The 17,383-nt window shown below is 71.4% G+C and carries 14 protein-coding genes, 1 other RNA gene and 1 pseudogene; 11 read left to right on the top strand and 5 right to left on the bottom strand.

Going from position 1 to position 17,383, the window contains the following annotated elements; translation table 11 throughout:
* Positions 1-1,003: 1,003 nt before the first annotated feature.
* Both prfB and M2266_RS13655 read left to right on the top strand, forming a co-directional pair.
* Complete coding sequence (gene prfB / locus M2266_RS13660; RefSeq protein ID WP_277438443.1) at positions 1,004-2,125, top strand: peptide chain release factor 2; 1,122 nt, start codon at positions 1,004-1,006, stop codon at positions 2,123-2,125.
* A 247-nt stretch (positions 2,126-2,372) separates the two neighbouring features.
* Positions 2,373-3,002, top strand: a complete 630-nt coding sequence (locus tag M2266_RS13655) for an LPXTG cell wall anchor domain-containing protein (RefSeq protein WP_277438442.1) — start codon at positions 2,373-2,375, stop codon at positions 3,000-3,002.
* Positions 3,003-3,089: 87 nt separating this feature from the next.
* Here the strand turns inward: M2266_RS13655 and M2266_RS13650 are convergent, their stop codons facing one another.
* Positions 3,090-3,296 carry a DUF397 domain-containing protein gene (locus tag M2266_RS13650; protein ID WP_277438441.1) on the bottom strand — a complete coding sequence of 69 codons (207 nt, stop codon included), beginning with the start codon at positions 3,294-3,296 and terminating at the stop codon, positions 3,090-3,092.
* 11 nt (positions 3,297-3,307) lie between these two features.
* A pseudogene (locus M2266_RS13645) lies at positions 3,308-4,160 on the bottom strand (helix-turn-helix transcriptional regulator).
* Positions 4,161-4,420: 260 nt separating this feature from the next.
* Here M2266_RS13645 and M2266_RS13640 point away from each other — a divergent pair.
* Entirely contained in the window at positions 4,421-4,891 is a 471-nt protein-coding gene (locus M2266_RS13640) for an ATP-binding protein (protein ID WP_277438440.1), read from the top strand.
* Positions 4,892-6,061: 1,170 nt separating this feature from the next.
* Here M2266_RS13640 and M2266_RS13635 read toward each other — a convergent pair.
* Complete coding sequence (locus M2266_RS13635) at positions 6,062-6,250, bottom strand: hypothetical protein (RefSeq protein ID WP_269269912.1); 189 nt, start codon at positions 6,248-6,250, stop codon at positions 6,062-6,064.
* A 272-nt stretch (positions 6,251-6,522) separates the two neighbouring features.
* On the opposite strand from M2266_RS13635, the gene ftsE reads away from it, so the two are divergent.
* From ftsE to ssrA, 5 genes are all read left to right on the top strand, one after another.
* Complete coding sequence (ftsE, locus tag M2266_RS13630; protein ID WP_138357585.1) at positions 6,523-7,212, top strand: cell division ATP-binding protein FtsE; 690 nt, start codon at positions 6,523-6,525, stop codon at positions 7,210-7,212.
* Between the two features lie 54 nt (positions 7,213-7,266).
* The gene (gene ftsX / locus M2266_RS13625) at positions 7,267-8,184 is read left to right on the top strand and encodes a permease-like cell division protein FtsX (RefSeq protein ID WP_277438439.1); all 918 of its coding nucleotides are present in this window, start codon (positions 7,267-7,269) and stop codon (positions 8,182-8,184) included.
* 67 nt (positions 8,185-8,251) lie between these two features.
* Positions 8,252-9,466 carry a S41 family peptidase gene (locus M2266_RS13620; RefSeq protein ID WP_277438438.1) on the top strand — a complete coding sequence of 405 codons (1,215 nt, stop codon included), beginning with the start codon at positions 8,252-8,254 and terminating at the stop codon, positions 9,464-9,466.
* Positions 9,467-9,484: 18 nt separating this feature from the next.
* Positions 9,485-9,964: an SsrA-binding protein SmpB gene (gene smpB, locus M2266_RS13615; RefSeq protein WP_277438437.1), complete on the top strand. Its 480-nt coding sequence runs from the start codon at positions 9,485-9,487 to the stop codon at positions 9,962-9,964.
* Between the two features lie 127 nt (positions 9,965-10,091).
* Positions 10,092-10,481: a transfer-messenger RNA gene (gene ssrA, locus M2266_RS13610) on the top strand.
* A 48-nt stretch (positions 10,482-10,529) separates the two neighbouring features.
* On the opposite strand, the gene M2266_RS13605 is transcribed toward ssrA, so the two are convergent.
* A complete protein-coding gene (locus M2266_RS13605) occupies positions 10,530-11,843 on the bottom strand; it encodes an MFS transporter (RefSeq protein WP_277438436.1) in 1,314 nt (437 codons plus the stop codon).
* A 101-nt stretch (positions 11,844-11,944) separates the two neighbouring features.
* On the opposite strand from M2266_RS13605, the gene M2266_RS13600 reads away from it, so the two are divergent.
* From M2266_RS13600 to M2266_RS13590, 3 genes are all read left to right on the top strand, one after another.
* Positions 11,945-13,066, top strand: coding sequence for a LysR family transcriptional regulator (locus M2266_RS13600; protein ID WP_277438435.1), 1,122 nt, complete (start codon positions 11,945-11,947; stop codon positions 13,064-13,066).
* A 157-nt stretch (positions 13,067-13,223) separates the two neighbouring features.
* Entirely contained in the window at positions 13,224-14,603 is a 1,380-nt protein-coding gene (locus M2266_RS13595) for a nitrate/nitrite transporter (protein WP_277438434.1), read from the top strand.
* Positions 14,604-14,839: 236 nt separating this feature from the next.
* The gene (locus M2266_RS13590) at positions 14,840-16,195 is read left to right on the top strand and encodes a uroporphyrinogen-III synthase (RefSeq protein WP_277438433.1); all 1,356 of its coding nucleotides are present in this window, start codon (positions 14,840-14,842) and stop codon (positions 16,193-16,195) included.
* A gap of 210 nt (positions 16,196-16,405) precedes the next feature.
* On the opposite strand, the gene M2266_RS13585 is transcribed toward M2266_RS13590, so the two are convergent.
* Positions 16,406-17,083, bottom strand: a complete 678-nt coding sequence (locus tag M2266_RS13585) for an ABATE domain-containing protein (protein ID WP_277438432.1) — start codon at positions 17,081-17,083, stop codon at positions 16,406-16,408.
* Positions 17,084-17,383 lie beyond the last annotated feature (300 nt).

Genomic DNA, 17,383 nt, shown 5'->3' with positions numbered 1-17,383 from the left:
CCCGCGCCCCGCGTGAAACTGGTCGGCGGCCCGCGCGCGATCACCGTCTCCGGGACCACGTACGTCTTCGCCCGCGGCGAGGACGACGACGTCTGGTACGTCACCCGTGGCGCCACGGGTGGCTACGGCGCCTGGCAGCACCTGACGGGTATAGGAGTCGCCGACGACCCGGCCGTCGTCTCAGCCTCGCCGGGCCGTCTGGACCTGTTCGCCCTCGGCACGGACGGCCTGCTCTACCGGCGGACCATGATCAACAAGGCCTGGAACCAGTGGTACCAGGTCGACGAGCGCACCCGGTTCGACGCCGCCCCGGCCGCCGCGTCCTCCGAGCCCGGCCGCATCGACCTCGTCGGCCGCTCCGGCGGCGAGCTGGTCACCGCCTCGCTCGTCGGCACCCGGTGGAACGCCTGGTCGGTGGTCCCCACCCCCGGCCGCATCACCGCCGCCCCCGGCCTCGTCTCCCGCTCCAGGGGGACCCTGGACGCGTTCGTCGTCCGCAAGGCCGACGGTGCCGTGCTGCGCCTGCCGTATTCGGGGGGCGCCTGGCGGCCCACCGTCGTCCTGCGGGGTCTGGACGCCGCCGGCCGCCCGGAACCGCTCGCGGCCGGCGACCGGGTCTACGCCTTCGCCCCCGCCTCCTCCGGCGGCCTCTCCCAGGCCGCGGGCCCCGTGGCCGGCGGCGCGGAGTGGTCCGTCGCCGCCCTCCCGGGCGCCACCGCGGCCACCACTCCGGTCGCCGTCACGTCGTCGGGCCGCGTGATGGAGCTGTACGTGCGCACGCCGGCCGGGGCCCTCACCCGGGCGACCGCGCAGGTCTGAGGCAGGGGTGCCGGACGGCGGCCGGGGAGCCCTGGAGCTGTACGTGCGCACGCCGGCCGGGGCCCTCACCCGGGCGACCGCGCGGGTCTGAGGCAGGGGTGCCGGACGGCGGGCGGGGAGCCGCGCGCCACGGGATCGCCACCGGGCGAGAACGTCCCGTTCGACCAGCCGGTACTCTGGACCCGTGGCAGTCGTCGATGTATCCGAAGAGCTGAAGTCCCTCTCCTCGACCATGGGGTCGATCGAGGCCGTCCTGGACCTCGACGCGATGCGGGCCGATATCGTCGTTCTCGAGGAGCAGGCCGCGGCGCCGTCCCTCTGGGACGACCCGGACGCGGCGCAGAAGATCACCAGCAAGCTTTCGCACCTCCAGGCCGAGCTGCGCAAGGCCGAGCAGCTGCGCGGACGTATCGACGACCTGTCGGTGATGTTCGAGCTCGCCGAGGACGAGGGCGACGCCGACGCGCTCGCCGAGGCCGAGGAAGAGCTGACCGCGGTCCGCAAGGCGCTCGACGAGCTCGAGGTCCGCACCCTGCTCTCCGGCGAGTACGACTCCCGCGAGGCACTGGTCAACATCCGTGCGGAGGCCGGCGGCGTGGACGCCGCCGACTTCGCCGAGCAGCTCCAGCGCATGTACCTGCGCTGGGCCGAGCGGCACGGTTACCAGACGGAGGTCTACGAGACCTCCTACGCCGAGGAGGCCGGCATCAAGTCGACCACCTTCGCGGTGAAGGCGCCGTACGCGTACGGCACCCTCTCCGTCGAGCAGGGCACCCACCGCCTCGTGCGGATCTCGCCCTTCGACAACCAGGGCCGCCGCCAGACCTCGTTCGCCGGCGTCGAGGTCCTCCCTGTCGTCGAGAAGACCGACCACCTCGAGATCGACGAGTCCGAGCTGCGCGTGGACGTCTACCGCGCGTCGGGCCCCGGCGGTCAGGGCGTCAACACCACCGACTCCGCGGTGCGGTTGACCCACATCCCCACCGGCATCGTCGTCTCGTGCCAGAACGAGCGCTCGCAGATCCAGAACAAGGCGAGCGCCATGAACGTCCTCCAGGCCAAGCTCCTCGAGCGCCGCCGTCAGGAGGAGCAGGCGCTGATGGACTCGCTCGGCAAGAGCGACGGCGGGAACTCCTGGGGCAGCCAGATGCGTTCGTACGTCCTGCACCCGTACCAGATGGTCAAGGACCTGCGCACCGACTACGAGGTCGGCAACCCGCAGGGCGCCCTCGACGGTGACATCGACGGCTTCATCGAGGCGGGCATCCGCTGGCGCAAGGGCCAGCAGAAGGCTTCCCAGGACTAGTCCTCAGGACGCCTGGTTCTGTCGGCAACTGCCATCCATTGGATGGCAGTTGCCATTTTTATGTCACAGCCACATACACAACTGCCCGGCAAACAACCCCAATTCTGGCATTCCGGCTGGAATGACCTTGACGCTGTCGAGGATTATGGGAAAGGTGTTGGGCGGCATGCGTATGAGCGGACGTGAGTTGCCGTCCTGTCCATAGCTGCTCCACTTACAGAGATCCGCTACTGGGGGTACTTACCAGATGAGCAAGAAGAACACGCGGCTGCGCCTGGCGCGCATAGCCGCCGCCGCGGTCATCGCCGCGGGCGCGTCCATGACAGCCGTGGGCGTGGCCCAGGCCGTGTCCGTGGACGTTTCCGTGGCCGCTCCCGGCGACGGCGAGACCACCACGGGCACCCCGACGGACCCGCCGCCGTCGACCACCACCCCGCCGCCGAGCCAGACGACTCCGCCGAAGACGGACCCGCCGCCGACGACCACCCCGCCGCCGAGCCAGACGACTCCGCCGAAGACGACTCCGCCGGGGCAGACGACTCCGCCGGTCACCACCAAGCCGACGACCACCAAGCCGACGACCGGCACCACCAAGCCGTCGACGAGCTCCACCACGGCGGCGCCGTCCAACGGCACCGGCACCACCGGTGGCGACACCGGCGCCTGCACCCTCACCGGTGACAGCGTCGACTGCAACAACACCGGCACCGACAGCCACAACACCATCCCCGTGGCCCAGGGCAGCACCAACCAGGAGCTGGCCAAGACCGGTTCCGGCGAGACCACCTTCCTGCTGGTCGGCGCCGCGACGATGATCGCCGGTGGCATCGGCTTCCGCATGATGCCGCGCCTCACCAACCGGCGCACGGCTGCCTGACAAGGCCGCCAGTAGCAGATAGAACCCCGAAGAGGGGCCCGGAGCCCGCAGGCGGCGCGCTCCGGGCCCCTCTTCTGTCTGCGGTGGCTAGAGCGGCGGGCGCGGGGCGGGCGTGCTCGTCCTGATGCGGTGGAGGAAGGCCCGGAGGGCCGCCGGGGTGGTGGTGAGAAACACCTCCGGATCGTCGCTCTCGCGCAGGTGGAAACCTGCGGCGGATATACCGAGTTCGACGCAGTCGTTTCCCTGGGCGCCTCCGGAGAACGAGGACTTCTGCCAGCTGATCGATGAGGGCACTGCTCTGCCTTTCACATGTCCCGCGCGATGCGGTGGATGAAATCGCGTGACGCGTCAGCGGAGAGGGACGCGGCTCTGGTGCGGTCGAAGAGGCTGCGGTACTTCCTCAACTGGGCTTCCGCATCGAGGAAGATGCTGCCATGGGCCGTGTCGAGTTGGACCGTGTCCAGTGGCGGGACCGCACCGCCCGCGTAGAGCATGGAGAACCCCGCGCCGGCGAAGTCGTCCCACGTCGAAGGGGATGACGCGGACGGTCACGTTGTCCCGTTCCGACAGCGCCAGGATGTGTTCGAGCTGGGCCCGGGACGACTTCGCGCCACCCACCTTGATGCGCAACGCGGCCTCGTGGACGACGGCTTCGAACGCGGGAGCTCCCTCGCCTTCGATCACCTCGCGCCGCCGTATGCGATGGGTGACCTCGGCTTCGAGTTCGTCCCCGGGCAGATCCGGGTTGACGTAGGCGAAGGCGGCGCGCACCCGGTCCTCCGTCTGCAGGATGCCGGGAATGTGCAGCACTTGGAGCGTGCGCAGGGACGTGGCGTGGTGTTCCAGCTCCGCGAGGTCGAGCGCTTGAGGAACGAGGACGCCCCGATACCCCTCCCACCAGCCCTTGCCGCGTTCGTTCGCCATGGCCGCGAGAGCGTCGACGAGGTCGGCGTCATCGCACACGTAGAAGGCGGCCAGCGTGCGGAGCCGGCCTTCGCTGATTCCGAAACGGCCCGATTCGATATGGCTGACCTGCGTGTGACTGGCGCTGAGGCGTGCGGCGGTTTCGCGTGCGGTGACGCCGGCGGCCTCGCGCAGCTTACGCAGCTCCGTTCCGAGGCGGACCTGGCGGGCAGTGGGGTTGATCCTCGGCGGCATGCGGTCCTTCCCTCTTCTCGCTGCAAAGTCTGCCGCCTCAGCGGGTGTGGTCCAAGGCGGTCTGGGCGAGTATGTGGAAACAGTTGATACGTATCACCTGTTACCCCTAGAGTCTGTGGCGTAACTCACAGCAACGGCGGAGGGTCGTCCGCTGCTTCAACTCCCCCGCCCGCGCGGCGGAAGCGCACCGCTCGCCTCGGCGAGGGGCATTGCCACCGGCCGCTCGGATTCGGTCCTCGTAACGGAAGTCGAGACGTTCCATGAACCCGCAGACCCCTGCCGCCGTCACCTGGCCGCCTCCCCACGGCTATGCCGCGACGCCGCACTCCTACACGCTGTTCTGTCCGCCGCTGATCACCTCACCCCGCATCGGCCGCGACTTCGTCGCCTCCGTGCTGCGGGCGCTCGGGTTGCACCAACTCGTCGACGTGGCGGCAGTGTGCGCGTCCGAGCTGATCACCAACGCGTACCAACACGCCAAGGGCGTCGGGTCGTTGCTGTGGCTCGCGGTGGAGGCGGCGTACGTGCGGATCACCATCTACGACGGGACGCCGGAACCGCCCGTCGTCGGCGCCGGAGAGCGCGCGGAGCGCGGCGAGGACGAGGGGGGTCGAGGTCTGGTCCTGGTTGCCGCTCTGGCGGACGACTGGGGCACGGTCCGGGGCGCGCCGCTGGGGCCGGTCGCGGGGGAGGGCAAAGGAGTGTGGTTCACGCTGGCCGTGGCGGCGTAGCCGTCCCGCCGTGCGTGCCTTGGCCGCTGCGCGCCGATGCCGGGGAGTGGGGCTGGAGTTCAGGCGATGCGAAGGGGTGCGTCTGCGGTGCTGCGCACCTTGACCGGGCGGAGGGGGGGCTCCGGCGCTGCGCGCCTGCCAGTGAAGGGGTTCGCTGCGCTCCCCGGCCGGGTGGTGGGGTGGAGCGGTTGGTCGGCGGGATTCGGCGGGGTCGGGGCTGGAGTTCAGGCGGTGTGGAGTGGTGCGTCTGCGGTGCTGCGCACCTTGACCGGGCGGAGGGGGGAGGCTCCGGCGCTGCGCGCCTGCCAGTGAAGGGGTTCGCTGCGCTCCCCGGCCGGGTGGTGGGGTGGAGCGGTTGGAATGTGCGGCTGCTGGGGCCTCGGCTGTTGCGAGTGGATCACCTCGGGTGGCCGCAGTACCGCTATGCGGAGTTCTGGCCGTCTCTAGTGATCCACATGGGCCAAGAACCCGCCTCACCCGCCCCACCAGGCACTCCCAGTCCCACGGGTTGCACTTCTCGGCGGGAAGGGGGGATTAAAAGCACGCCCCGCACCCCAGGACGCCTTCCGCAGTGCGCCTCCCGCCCGAAGCACCCCATCACCCGGCGAGGGAGCGCAGCGAACCGTTCCGCTGGCAGGCGCGCAGCGCCGGGCTTCCCCCTCCGCCCGGTCAAGGTGCGCAGCGCCGCAGACGTACCCCTTCGCATCGCCTGAACTTCGGCCCCGCTCCCGCCGGGCAACCGCTCTACCTCGCCACCCGGCGAGGGAGCGCAGCGAACCGTTCCGCTGGCAGGCGCGCAGCGCCGGGCCTCCCCCTCCGCCCGGTCAAGGTGCGCAGCGCCGCAGACGTACCCCTTCGCATCGCCTGAACTTCGGCCCCGCTCCCGCCGGGCCTCGCCGCCCAACCGCTCTACCTTGCCACCCGGCGAGGGAGCGCAGCGAACCGCTCCGCTGGCAGGCGCGCAGCGCCGGGCCCCCCTCCGCCCGCAGACGCACGCTCCACACCGCCTGAACTCCGGCCCCGGATCCCGCCGCTTCACGGAGCGCCGCCTCGGGAGGGGCGTGGTGGCCCCTACGTATACATGCATATAAATGCATTACATACGTCTATGTGCGCCGCTCGATACGCTATGTACGTCGCCTATATACGCCGCTGACGCGGCGTGCCCGCTCAGGTGGCGTGTTCTACGACCAGGACGACGGCCAGTAGGGCCACCAGGAGCGCGATGAGGGCGGCCGGGCTCAGGGCCGACCAGGGGTTCTCCTGCTGGAGGCGGGCGCGGTTGGCGCGGCAGACCGCGCAGCGGCCCTCGCTGACGGGGCCGGCACAGTTCGCGCACACCAGTCGGTCGGATGTCATGCGATCTCCTCCTCGGCCGGTGAACGCTCCATTGGGCCGTTCGGTTCCTCCACTGTGCCAGCTTCGGGCGGAATCGGCGCGCCTCGCATGATTTCACAGAGTGAGGCGTTGGCCCTGATGCCTGGTTTGTCCCCCAGTGCCCCGTGCGTAAACCCACGAACCCGGGACGCGGACTGCGCGCCCCTGTGCCGTTCGCGTATGGTCGCCCACACCAGGAGAGCCGCCCCTGCGGTTGTCCGCCCCCAATATCCGGCTACCTCACTGGTGCGAACGTGATCCGATTCGACAGCGTCACCAAGACCTACCCCAAGCAGAACCGTCCTGCACTTCGGGATGTCTCGCTGGAGATCGAGAAGGGCGAGTTCGTCTTCCTCGTCGGTTCTTCGGGGTCCGGAAAGTCGACGTTCCTCCGGTTGATCCTGCGCGAGGAGCGCACGGACACCGGCATGGTGCACGTCCTGGGCAAGGATCTGGCGAGGCTCTCCAACTGGAAGGTGCCGCAGATGCGGCGCCAGCTGGGCACGGTCTTCCAGGACTTCCGCCTGCTCCCCAACAAGACCGTCGCGGAGAACGTGGCGTTCGCGCTGGAAGTGATCGGCAAGCCGCGCGGGACGATCCGCAAGACGGTCCCCGAGGTGCTGGACCTGGTCGGCCTGGCCGGCAAGGAAGACCGCATGCCGGGGGAGCTGTCGGGTGGTGAGCAGCAGCGCGTGGCCATCGCCCGAGCGTTCGTCAACCGGCCGATGCTGCTGATCGCGGACGAACCGACGGGAAACCTCGACCCGCAGACCTCGGTCGGCATCATGCGGCTCCTGGACCGCATCAACCGCACCGGGACCACCGTGGTGATGGCCACCCACGACCAGAACATCGTCGACCAGATGCGCAAGCGCGTCATCGAGCTCGAGAAGGGGCGACTGGTGCGCGACCAGTCGCGCGGTGTCTACGGCTACCAGCACTGAACCGAACCGGGTTCCGTTCCGTAGTCATAGCCACCAGCCCCCTGAAAGGACATCATGCGCGCCCAGTTCGTCCTGTCGGAGATCGGCGTCGGTCTCCGGCGCAATCTCACCATGACCTTCGCGGTGATCATCTCCGTCGCCCTGTCGCTCGCCCTGGCCGGTGGAGCCTGGCTCGCCAGTCAGCAGGTCGACGCCATGAAGGGGTACTGGTACGACAAGGTCCAGGTGTCGATCTTCCTCTGCAACAAGGCGGACGTGAAGAGCACCCCTTCGTGCTCCAAGGGCGCCGTCACGGACGAGCAGAAGAAGGCGATCAAGACCGACCTGGAGAAGCTTCCGGTCGTCGAGAAGGTGTACTACGAGTCCGCGCAGGAGGCGTACACCCACTACCAGGAGCAGTTCAAGGACTCGCCGGTCGCCGGGTCCCTCTCTCCTGACCAGTTGCAGGAGTCGTACCGCGTCAAGCTCAAGGACCCGACGAAGGTCCAGGTCGTCTCCAGCGCCTTCGCCGGCCGTCCGGGCGTCCAGGAGGTGCAGGACCAGCGCAAGTTGCTGAAGAACCTCTTCGACCTGCTCGGCGGCATGACGTGGATGGCGTTCGGGACCATGGTCTTCATGGTGATCGTCGCGATGCTGCTGATCATCAACACCGTGCGCGTCTCGGCGTTCAGCCGACGGCGGGAGACCGGCATCATGCGCCTGGTGGGCGCGTCGGGCTTCTACATCCAGATGCCGTTCATCGCCGAGGCGGCCTTCGCCGGACTCGTCGGCGGCGGGGTGGCCTGCGGCATGCTGATGGCCGGCCGGTACATGCTCATCGACCACGGTCTGAAGCTGCAGGACAAGATCCCGCTGGTGCACTTCCTCGGCTGGGGCGACGTCATCAAGGTGTTGCCGCTGGTGCTGGTCTGCAGCATCCTGATGCCCTCCCTCGCGGCCCTGGTCACGCTCCGTAAATACCTCAAGGTGTGAGTGCCGCTTCGGGTGGTCTGCGGTCAACTCTCCGTATGGCGCCCGTTTCTGGCCTAGACTTCCCGCCATGTCCGGCCGGTTGATGTTCGGGACGCCCCGCGGCGCACGCCGCGGGGTCGCCCTGACGTTCCTGTGGGTCAGCCTCGGCGCGATGGTGGCCACCGGCGCGGCGGGCGTCACGCTGACGGTTCCCGCCCCGTCCGCGTCGGCGGCGCAGGCGAGGATTCCGGCGGGCAACGTCGCCGACTCCGACGCGATCGCGAAGGCGATCGACGACGGCAAGGTCGGCCCGGAAGCCGCTCAAGAGCTGGTCAGCCGCAGCGGCGACCGCTGGTCGTCGTTCTACACCGCCCAGGAGTACGCGGGCCTGCAACAGGCCCTGGACGGCCGCTACGTGGGCGTCGGGATATGGGTGCGGCGCACCGGCAACGGCTGGATCCAGGTGGCCCGGGTGCAGGCCGGCAGCCCCGCGGCGCTCGCGGGGGTGCGGGTCGGCGACCGGCTCCGGTCGATCGACGGGGTGCGAGCGGACGGCAAGGCGGTCACGGAGGTCGTGGCGGAACTGCGCGGCGACAACGTCGCCGGGTCCGTCGTGCGGCTCGGGCTGGACCACGACGGCGGTGCGGCCGACCCGCGTTCCGGTGACCGCGACATCACGCTGCGTCGCGAGGTGCTGGCCACCGAGGCCGTCACCGTCGGGAAACTGGAGGGGGACGTCACCTCCATCAAGATCGAGGCGTTCACCAAGGGCGTCGGCGGCCAGGTGCGGGCCGCGGTGCGGGCCGCGGTGCGCGCCGGCAGCCGGGGCGTGCTGCTGGATCTGCGCGGAAACTCCGGCGGTCTGGTCACCGAGGCCGTCACCGTGTCCTCGGTCTTCCTCGACGGCGGCCTCGTCGCCACCTACGACGTGCACGGCCGCCAGCGCGCCCTCTACGCCAAGGACGGCGGCGACACCGAGACGCCGCTGGTGGCCGTCGTCGACGGCGGCACCATGAGCGCCGCGGAGCTGCTCGCGGGTGCGCTGCAGGACCGCGGCCGGGCGGTCGTGATCGGCTCGCGGACCTTCGGCAAGGGCTCGGTGCAGATGCCCAGCGAACTGCCGGACGGCTCGGTCGCCGAGCTGACCGTCGGCCACTACAGCCTGCCCGACGGGCGGAACGTGGACGGCCGGGGCATCGAACCGGACCTGAAGGTGAACGGCGGCTCGGCCCCCTCGGGGCCCTCCGACGCGGCGGTGGCGGAGGCCAGGGAAGTATTGAGTGGCCTCAGACCCCCCTCCTAGTGCGAGAATGGCCGCGCTATGACGAAAGAGACTGGTCACAAGCTGATCGCGCAGAACAAGAAGGCGCGCCACGATTATCTGATCCTGGACACCTTCGAGGCGGGCCTGGTGCTGACCGGCACCGAGGTCAAGTCGCTGCGCATGGGCCGCGCCTCGCTGGTGGACGGCTTCGCGCAGCTGGACGGCGGTGAGGCGTGGCTGCACAACGTCCACATCCCCGAGTACACGCAGGGCACGTGGACGAACCACGCGGCACGGCGGAAGCGCAAGATGCTGCTGCACAAGGCCGAGATCGCGAAGCTGATCCACAAGACGCAGGAGTCGGGGCACACGATCATCCCGCTCCGGCTGTACTTCAAGGACGGCCGGGCCAAGGTGGAGATCGCGTTGGCCAAGGGCAAGAAGGAGTACGACAAGCGGCAGACCCTGCGCGAGAAGCAGGACACGCGGGAGTCGAACCGGGCCATCTCCGCGGTCAGGCGACGCCAGCGCGCCTGACGGGCGCGGGAAGGCCGCACGGGAATGCAGTGGCCTGTCCACGTGTTGGTCACGTACGATGGGTGCAGCGCCACCGGGTCCGTCGGGTTCGCCCGTCAGCTCCGGTGACACTTTGAAAAAACAACATGGGGATGATCGGTTTCGACTGGGGATGTCGAAGCAGGGGAAGCGAGCCGAGGAAGCGGCAATGATCTCGTTAACCATATGTCGCAAAACATAATCGCCAACACCAAGCGCGATGCCTCCGCTTTCTCCCTCGCTGCCTAATAAGTAGCTAGGAAGAAAGCTCTACGGAGTGTCAGCCCAGGAGCTGTTCCCGGCCTGGATCCTGGCATAATCAAGGGAACTAAACTTCATGACCCGGTCACGGGGGCTTGAAGGAAACCAAACAGTGACTGAGCCCGTTGGCAACTTGTCCGCGTGATTGCCAGGGCTGAGAAAAGCACAGCGGACTGCGCTCGGAGAAGCCCTGTTTCCGCACCACAGGACGCGGGTTCGATTCCCGCCATCTCCACCAACCCCATGTATGACGAAGGCCTCGCCGCTCACCGCGGTGGGGCCTTTCTCATGCCCTGGAGCCGGCGCGCACCCGCAGGGCCAGGCCTGCGGCGAGGGCGCCCGCGGCGGCGGGCAGCCAGAAGCCGGTGCCGGGAGGGAGACGTTCGGCGACGGTGCCGGCCAGGGCGGCGCCGGCGGAGATGCCGGCCAGGATGGCGGTGACGGCGAGCGTCATCCCCTCGTTGAGGCGGTTCGGCGGCGCGAGGTTCTGCACCAGGGTCATGCCGTTGACCATGGTGGGCGCGGTGGCGCAGCCGGCGAGGAAGAGGCAGCAGGCGAGCGTCGGCAGGTCGCGGGCGAGCAGCGGCAGGGCCATCAGGGCCGCCATCGCCGCCACCGTGGCCGCGAAGCGGGCCGTGGCGGGCCCGGTGGGCCGGGACAGGCCGTAGAGCAGGCCCGCGATACCGGACCCGGCGGCCTGCAGGGCGAGGACGGCGCCGGCGGCCGACGCGTGCCCGCGGGCATCGGCGAAGGCGATGGTGGTGACCTCCAGCGCGCCGAAGATCATCCCGGTGCAGAGGAACACCGCCAGCAGGGGCGGCAGGCCGGGTGCGCGCAGCAGGGAGCCGGAGCGGGTCGCGGGGCGTCCCGCGGCGGGCGGCTCCGTGCCGCGCTGGGCGATGAAGAGCAGGACGCCGACGAGCAGCAGGACGTTGGCGACCAGCATGCCCGCCTCGGGGAAGAGCGCGGTGCACAGGAACGCGGCCAGGATCGGGCCGAGCAGGTAGCAGAGTTCGTCGGCGACCTGCTCGAAGGAGTTGGCGACGTGGCGGGCCGCGGGGTCGTCGCGGTAGAGGTGCGCCCAGCGGGCGCGGGCCATGCCGCCGGTGTTCGGAGTGGTCGACCTGGCGATGTACGTGGCGAAGAGCGTCCACGAGGGGGCGTCGTACCGCACGCACAGCAGCAGGGCGAGGCAGGCCGCCACGGCCCACACGGTGGCGGGCAGCGCGACCCTGGCCTGTCCGTACCGGTCGGTGAGGCGGGCTGTGAGCGGGGCCAGGACCGCGGTCGCGGCCATGCCGGCGGCGGCCACGGCACCCGCGAGGGCGTAGGAGCCGCGGGTCGTGGCGATCATGATGATCAGGCTGACGCCGAACATCCCCATCGGGGCGCGGGACAGCAGGCTGCCCACGGTGAACGCGGCGGTGCCCGGAGCGGCGAAGATCCCCCGGTAGGCGGCGAAGCGGCCGGGCGGCCGGACGGCGCCGGGGCGCCTGGCGGCCCGGTGGTCGGCGGTGCGGTGGATGACGGTCCGGTCCGCGGCGATCAGGGTGCCGCCGGCGGCGGCGAGGAGCAGCGGTGCGGGAGGGTGACGGTGCATGTGATCAGCCTGGCCGCGGGCCGTTGCCGCGGTCCAACACCTGATCGGCGGCCATTGACGCGTCCGCGTTGTCAATCGACGGGCGGGTGTTCAATGGCGGCGTGCCCCATGATCTGGAACCCCGCCTGCTGCGCGCGTTCGTCGCAGTCGCCGAGGAACTGCACTTCTCCCGCGCCGCGGCGGCGCTCTACGTGGCGCAGCAGGCCCTCAGCCGCGACATCCGGCGGCTGGAGCGCGAGTTGGGCACCGACCTGTTCGTCCGCACCACCCGGCGCGTCGAACTCACCGCCGACGGGGAGCGGCTCCTTCCCCACGCGCGGCGGGTGCTCGCGGCGCAGGACGAGCTGGCCGCGGCCTTCGCGGCAGCCGACCGGCCGCTGCTCGTCGACGTCAGCGCGCCCGTCAGCACCGGGCGCCGGGTGCTGGACGAGGCGCGCGCGACGGCCCCCGGCAGCGAGCTGATCGCCCGCTTCCACAGCGGCCTGACCGGCGCCGCCGCCGACATCCTCGCCGGCCGGCTCGACGTCTCCTTCGGCCGCGTCGCCGGGCTGGCCCCGGCCGCCCTGTCCCGACTCGACCACCGGCCGGTGCGCTACGAACCGATGGCCGTCGTCCTGCCGCAGGACCACCCGCTCGCGCGGCTGGAGCGGATCCCGCTGGACGCGCTGGCGGGGGAGACGCTGTACGCCGGGGCCGGCAATCCGACCACCACGGAGTGGACCGATCTGGCCGAGCGGCTCTTCGCGGGCCGGGGGATCGCGGTGGCCGCGCCCTTCCCGCAGATCGAGGGCGCGGCGGAGTTCATCCGGCTGGTGGCGAAGCACCGCTGGCCGGTGCTGGCCACCACGGAGTTCCTCGACATGCCGGGTGCGGTGCTCCGGCCGCTGGTGGACCCCGTCCCGCTCGCCCTGGTCTCGATGGTCTGGCGCCGCGGGCTGCGCCACCCCGGGCTGGCCGCCCTGCACGAGGCGGTGACCGCCCTGGCGGCGGCCGGGCACTGGCTGCACCGGCCCGCCGGCAGCTGGCTCCCGGACCCCGACGCCCGCCTCGCGGCGCTCCCCGGGCCCGGCGACGCGCCGTCCGGACCGCACCCCGAGCGGGGTGACACGCCGTCCGGACCGCTCCCCGAGCGGGGTGACACGCCGTCCGGACCGCGCCCCGAGCCCGGCGACACGCCGTCCGGACCGCTCCCCGCACCCGAGGACGTCCGCCCCGCGTCCTGACCCCGTCCGCCCGACCCCGCCCGCGCGCGTCTCACAGTGCCTCCCGGCGCCGGGTGAGTGCATGGTTCCCCCCGCGTCACCTCGGGCCATCGGGCCGGTAACCGGCCGTTCCTACTGTCATGGACGACACCCGACACCGGCAGGGCCTGGAGGCGTCATGCACACCACCGTCACGGAACCCCGCAAGGGGGGCCGCTGGATCGAGCAGTGGGACCCGGAGGACACCGAGTTCTGGGAGAACGGCGGGCGCAGGACCGCCAACCGCAATCTGCTCTTCTCGATCCTCTCCGAGCACATCGGTTTCTCGATCTGGACCCTCTGGTCGGTCATGGTGCTCTTCATGGGCCCCGAGTACGGCATCGACCCGGCCGGAAAGTTCTTCCTGGTGGGCATGGCGACCGCCGTCGGAGCCCTCGTCCGGATCCCGTACACGTTCGCCGTCGCGCGCTTCGGCGGCCGCAACTGGACGGTCTTCAGCGCGCTGATGCTGCTGCTCCCCACCATCGCGGCGGCGATCGTGATGGAGCCCGGCACCTCGTACCGCACCTTCCTGCTGGTGGCGGCGCTCACCGGGGTGGGCGGCGGTAACTTCGCCTCGTCCATGACCAACATCAACTCCTTCTTCCCGCTCCGGAAGAAGGGCTGGGCGCTCGGGCTCAACGCGGGCGGCGGCAACATCGGCGTGCCCGTGCTCCAGCTGGTCGGGCTCCTCATCATCGGGACGGCGGGCGCCTCGCACCCGCGCATCCTGCTCGCGGTCTACATCCCGCTCATCGTGATCGCGGCGGCACTCGCGGCGCTGCGGATGGACAACCTGGCACCGGTCAGGAACGACACCGGCGCGGCCCGGGAGGCGGTGCGGGACGCGCACACCTGGATCATGTCCTTCCTCTACATCGGCACCTTCGGCTCGTTCATCGGCTACAGCTTCGCCTTCGGCCTCGTGCTGCAGAACCAGTTCGCCCGCACCCCGCTGCAGGCCGCGTCGATCACTTTCATCGGGCCGCTGCTCGGGTCGCTGATCCGCCCGGTCGGCGGACGCCTCGCGGACCGCTTCGGGGGAGCGCGCATCACGCTCTGGAACTTCCTCGGGATGGCGGCGGCGACACTCGTCGTCGTGCTCGGGTCGGTGCAGAAGTCGCTGCCGGTCTTCACCACGGGATTCATCGTCCTGTTCGTGCTCTCCGGGCTCGGCAACGGCTCGACGTACAAGATGATCCCCGGCATCTACCACGCCAAGGCCGTCGCCAAGGGCCTCAGCGGCGAGGCGGCAGCGGCGTACGGGCGCCGGCTCTCCGGGGCCACGATGGGACTGATCGGCGCGGTCGGCGCGCTCGGCGGCCTGGGCATCAACCTGGCGTTCCGCCAGTCCTTCCTCACCGCGCACACCGGCACCCCGGCCTTCGTCTCCTTCCTGGCCTTCTACGCGGTGTGCTTCACGCTCACCTGGGCCGTATACCTCCGCCGTCCCGCCACCGCCGCGCCGCTCTCCGAGGCGACGGAACCGGCGCCGCAGCTGAGCTACGCGGAGGTGTGACGGGTCCGGCCACCGCCGGGCCCCGGGGTGCGGCGCGGCGGCGCCGGGCGGGGCCCGGTGCCGCCGGATCCGGCCGGTGGCCGGAACCAGCACGTAACACCGGGGAAATCCGGGCGAACCCCGCCCGTCACCCCGGGTTGGCACGATGCTCTGACCGGCGGGAAGGCCGGATGTGAGCCATCCACCGGCGGCGGGGGCCACCAGATACGTGTACCTCCAGCGGAGCGGGGCAAGCCATGCAGGTGCGGAAGGCAGAACAGCGGGAGGACGGCGCGCGGGCGCCGTCCGCCGACGCGACCGTGGACACCGGGTCCACACCCACCGAATCCGGGCCTGTCGCGTCCGGACCGGCCGAGTCCGTACCCGCCGAGACGACGCCCGGCGAGTCCGCGGTGCCGGTCACGGCGGTGCCGGTCACGGCGGTGCCGGTCACGGCTCCCGCGAGGCTCGCGGCGGCCGCGTCCGTGCTGCCGCTGGCCGGTTTCACGGTCGGGGTGACGGCGGCCCGGCGGGCCGACGAGCTGGTGGCGCTGCTGGAGCGGCGCGGAGCGGTGGTGCTGCGGGCGCCCGCGCTGCGGATCGTGCCGCTGCTGGACGACGCGGAACTCCTCTCGGCGACCAAGGAGCTGCTCGACAACGGTCCGGACATCGTGGTGGCCACCACCGCGATCGGCTTCCGCGGCTGGGTCGGCGCCGCCGACGGTTGGGGCCTCGGCGAGGCCCTGCTGGCCCGGCTGGGCGAGGTGGAGGTGCTGGCCCGCGGCCCCAAGGTGAAGGGGGCGATCCGGGCGGCCGGCCTGACGGAGAGCTGGTCGCCGGCCTCCGAGTCGATGGCCGAGGTCCTCGACCGGCTCCTGGAGCAGGGCGTGGAGGGGCGGCGGATCGCCGTCCAGCTGCACGGCGAGCCGCTGCCCGGCTTCATCGAGTCGCTGCGGGCGGCGGGCGCGGAGGTCGTCGGCGTGCCGGTGTACCGGTGGATGGCGCCGGAGGACCTCGGGCCCGTCGACCGGCTCATCGAAGCGGCGATCGCCCGGTCGCTCGACGCGGTGAGCTTCACGAGCGCGCCCGCGGTGGTCTCCCTGCTGGAACGCGCCGACCGGCTCGGCCGGCTCGACAAGCTGCTCGACGCGCTGCGGCACGACGTCCTGCCGGCCTGTGTGGGGCCTGTCACCGCCCTGCCGCTGGAGGCGCACGACATCCCGACGTTCCAACCGGACCGCTTCCGGCTCGGCCCGCTCGTCCAGCTGATCGCCGCGGAACTGCCGGGGCGGGTCCGGGCGTTGCCCGTCGCGGGCCGCCGGATCGAGATCCGCGGCCAGGCGGCCGTCGTCGACGGCGAACTGCGGGCCGTGCCGCCCGCCGGCATGGCTCTGCTGCGGGCACTGGCGCGACGGCCGGGGTGGGTCGTCCCGCGCGCGGACCTGTTGAAGGCCCTGCCGGGCGCGGGCAGCGACGAGCACGCGGTCGAGACGGCGATGGCCCGGCTGAGGACGGCGCTGGGCGCGCCCAAACTCATCCAGACCGTCGTGAAGAGGGGATACCGGCTGGCGCTCGATCCCCTGGCGGACGAGAAATACGCGGGGGAGGAGTAACCCCGGAGCCGGTGGCCTCCTGAACCGGTGGCCTCCTGAACCGGTGGCCTCCTGAACCGGTGGCCCCCTGAACCGGTGGCCCCCTGAACCAGTGACCCCGGAAACCAGTAGCCCCGGAACCTGTGGCCCCCGGAAGCAGTAGCTCCGGAAGCAGTAGCCCCGGAACCAGTGGCCCGGATCCGGCGGCCCCCCGGATCCGGCGGTGGGTGGTCAGGTCTGGGCGGCGACCGCCCTTCGGCGGTGGCGGGCGACGCGTTCGCGGTTGCCGCAGATCTCGCTGCTGCACCAGCGGCGGCGGCGCCCGCGCGACGCGTCGAGGTAGACCAGGGAACAGCTCTCCCCCTCGCACTGCCGCAGCTGGGCCCGTGCGAGGGGGTCCGTGAGCAACTCGACCGCGTCGCGCGCGACGGCCGCCAGCAGGGCGCCGCAGTCGGGCTGCGCGGCCAGGGTGCGGACGAGGGTGCCGTCCGGCGCGGGCCGGGCACTGGGCGCGGGCGGCGCGGCCAGCGCGGCGGCGTTGAGCCGGGAGACGTCGGCGGCCGAGGGCGTCGTCGACAGCGGATCCGCGGCATCGGCGGAGGACTCGGCGGGCGGTCCCGCCGAGGGCGAGGGCGGCGCGCCGTCCCGCGGCCCGGCGGCCAGCTGCGTCGCCACGACCCGCCGCAGCACGTCCCGCAGCACCAGGAAGCGGCCGAGCCACGCCGCGTCGACGGCCAGCGCCGTACCGCTCGGGACGAGCCCGGCCCCGTACAGCCACTGGGTGAGGCGGCGCGGCGAGTCGAGACGGTCGACCGGCTCCTCGCAGAGCCGTCCGGAGACCGTCGCGAGAAGGTCGAGACTCACCCGCCCGGTGTCGAATCGAAGCTCGGAGGAGCCCGTAACCGTCATGTGCCTGTCACCCTTCCCGCTGCCGCCCGTGACCCGCTGCCCCCAGAGTGCCCCGCCCGGCCCACGTGGGCTAGGTCAAGGGACGGGCCAGTGGGCAGGTGTGTGGACGGCCGGTGGGCGGGAGGGAGCGCGATCGGAGCGGGATGGCGCGACACCCGCGGGCGCGGCCCCCGCTTCGACGGCCCGTGATCGACCAGAGGTGGGGAATCACAAGCCCGTCGCAGGCGGAGTGGTGCGCAGGGGGGCGCGGGTCGCGTACGGTTGCAGGCTGCCCCGTGCGTGTAGCCGAACCCGCACGGA

Origin of the sequence: Streptomyces sp. SPB162, assembly GCF_029504575.1 — a bacterium.
Lineage (GTDB): Bacteria > Actinomycetota > Actinomycetes > Streptomycetales > Streptomycetaceae > Actinacidiphila.
Note: the sequence above shows the minus strand (reverse complement) of the source record. Positions and strands in the feature narration are given on the sequence as shown.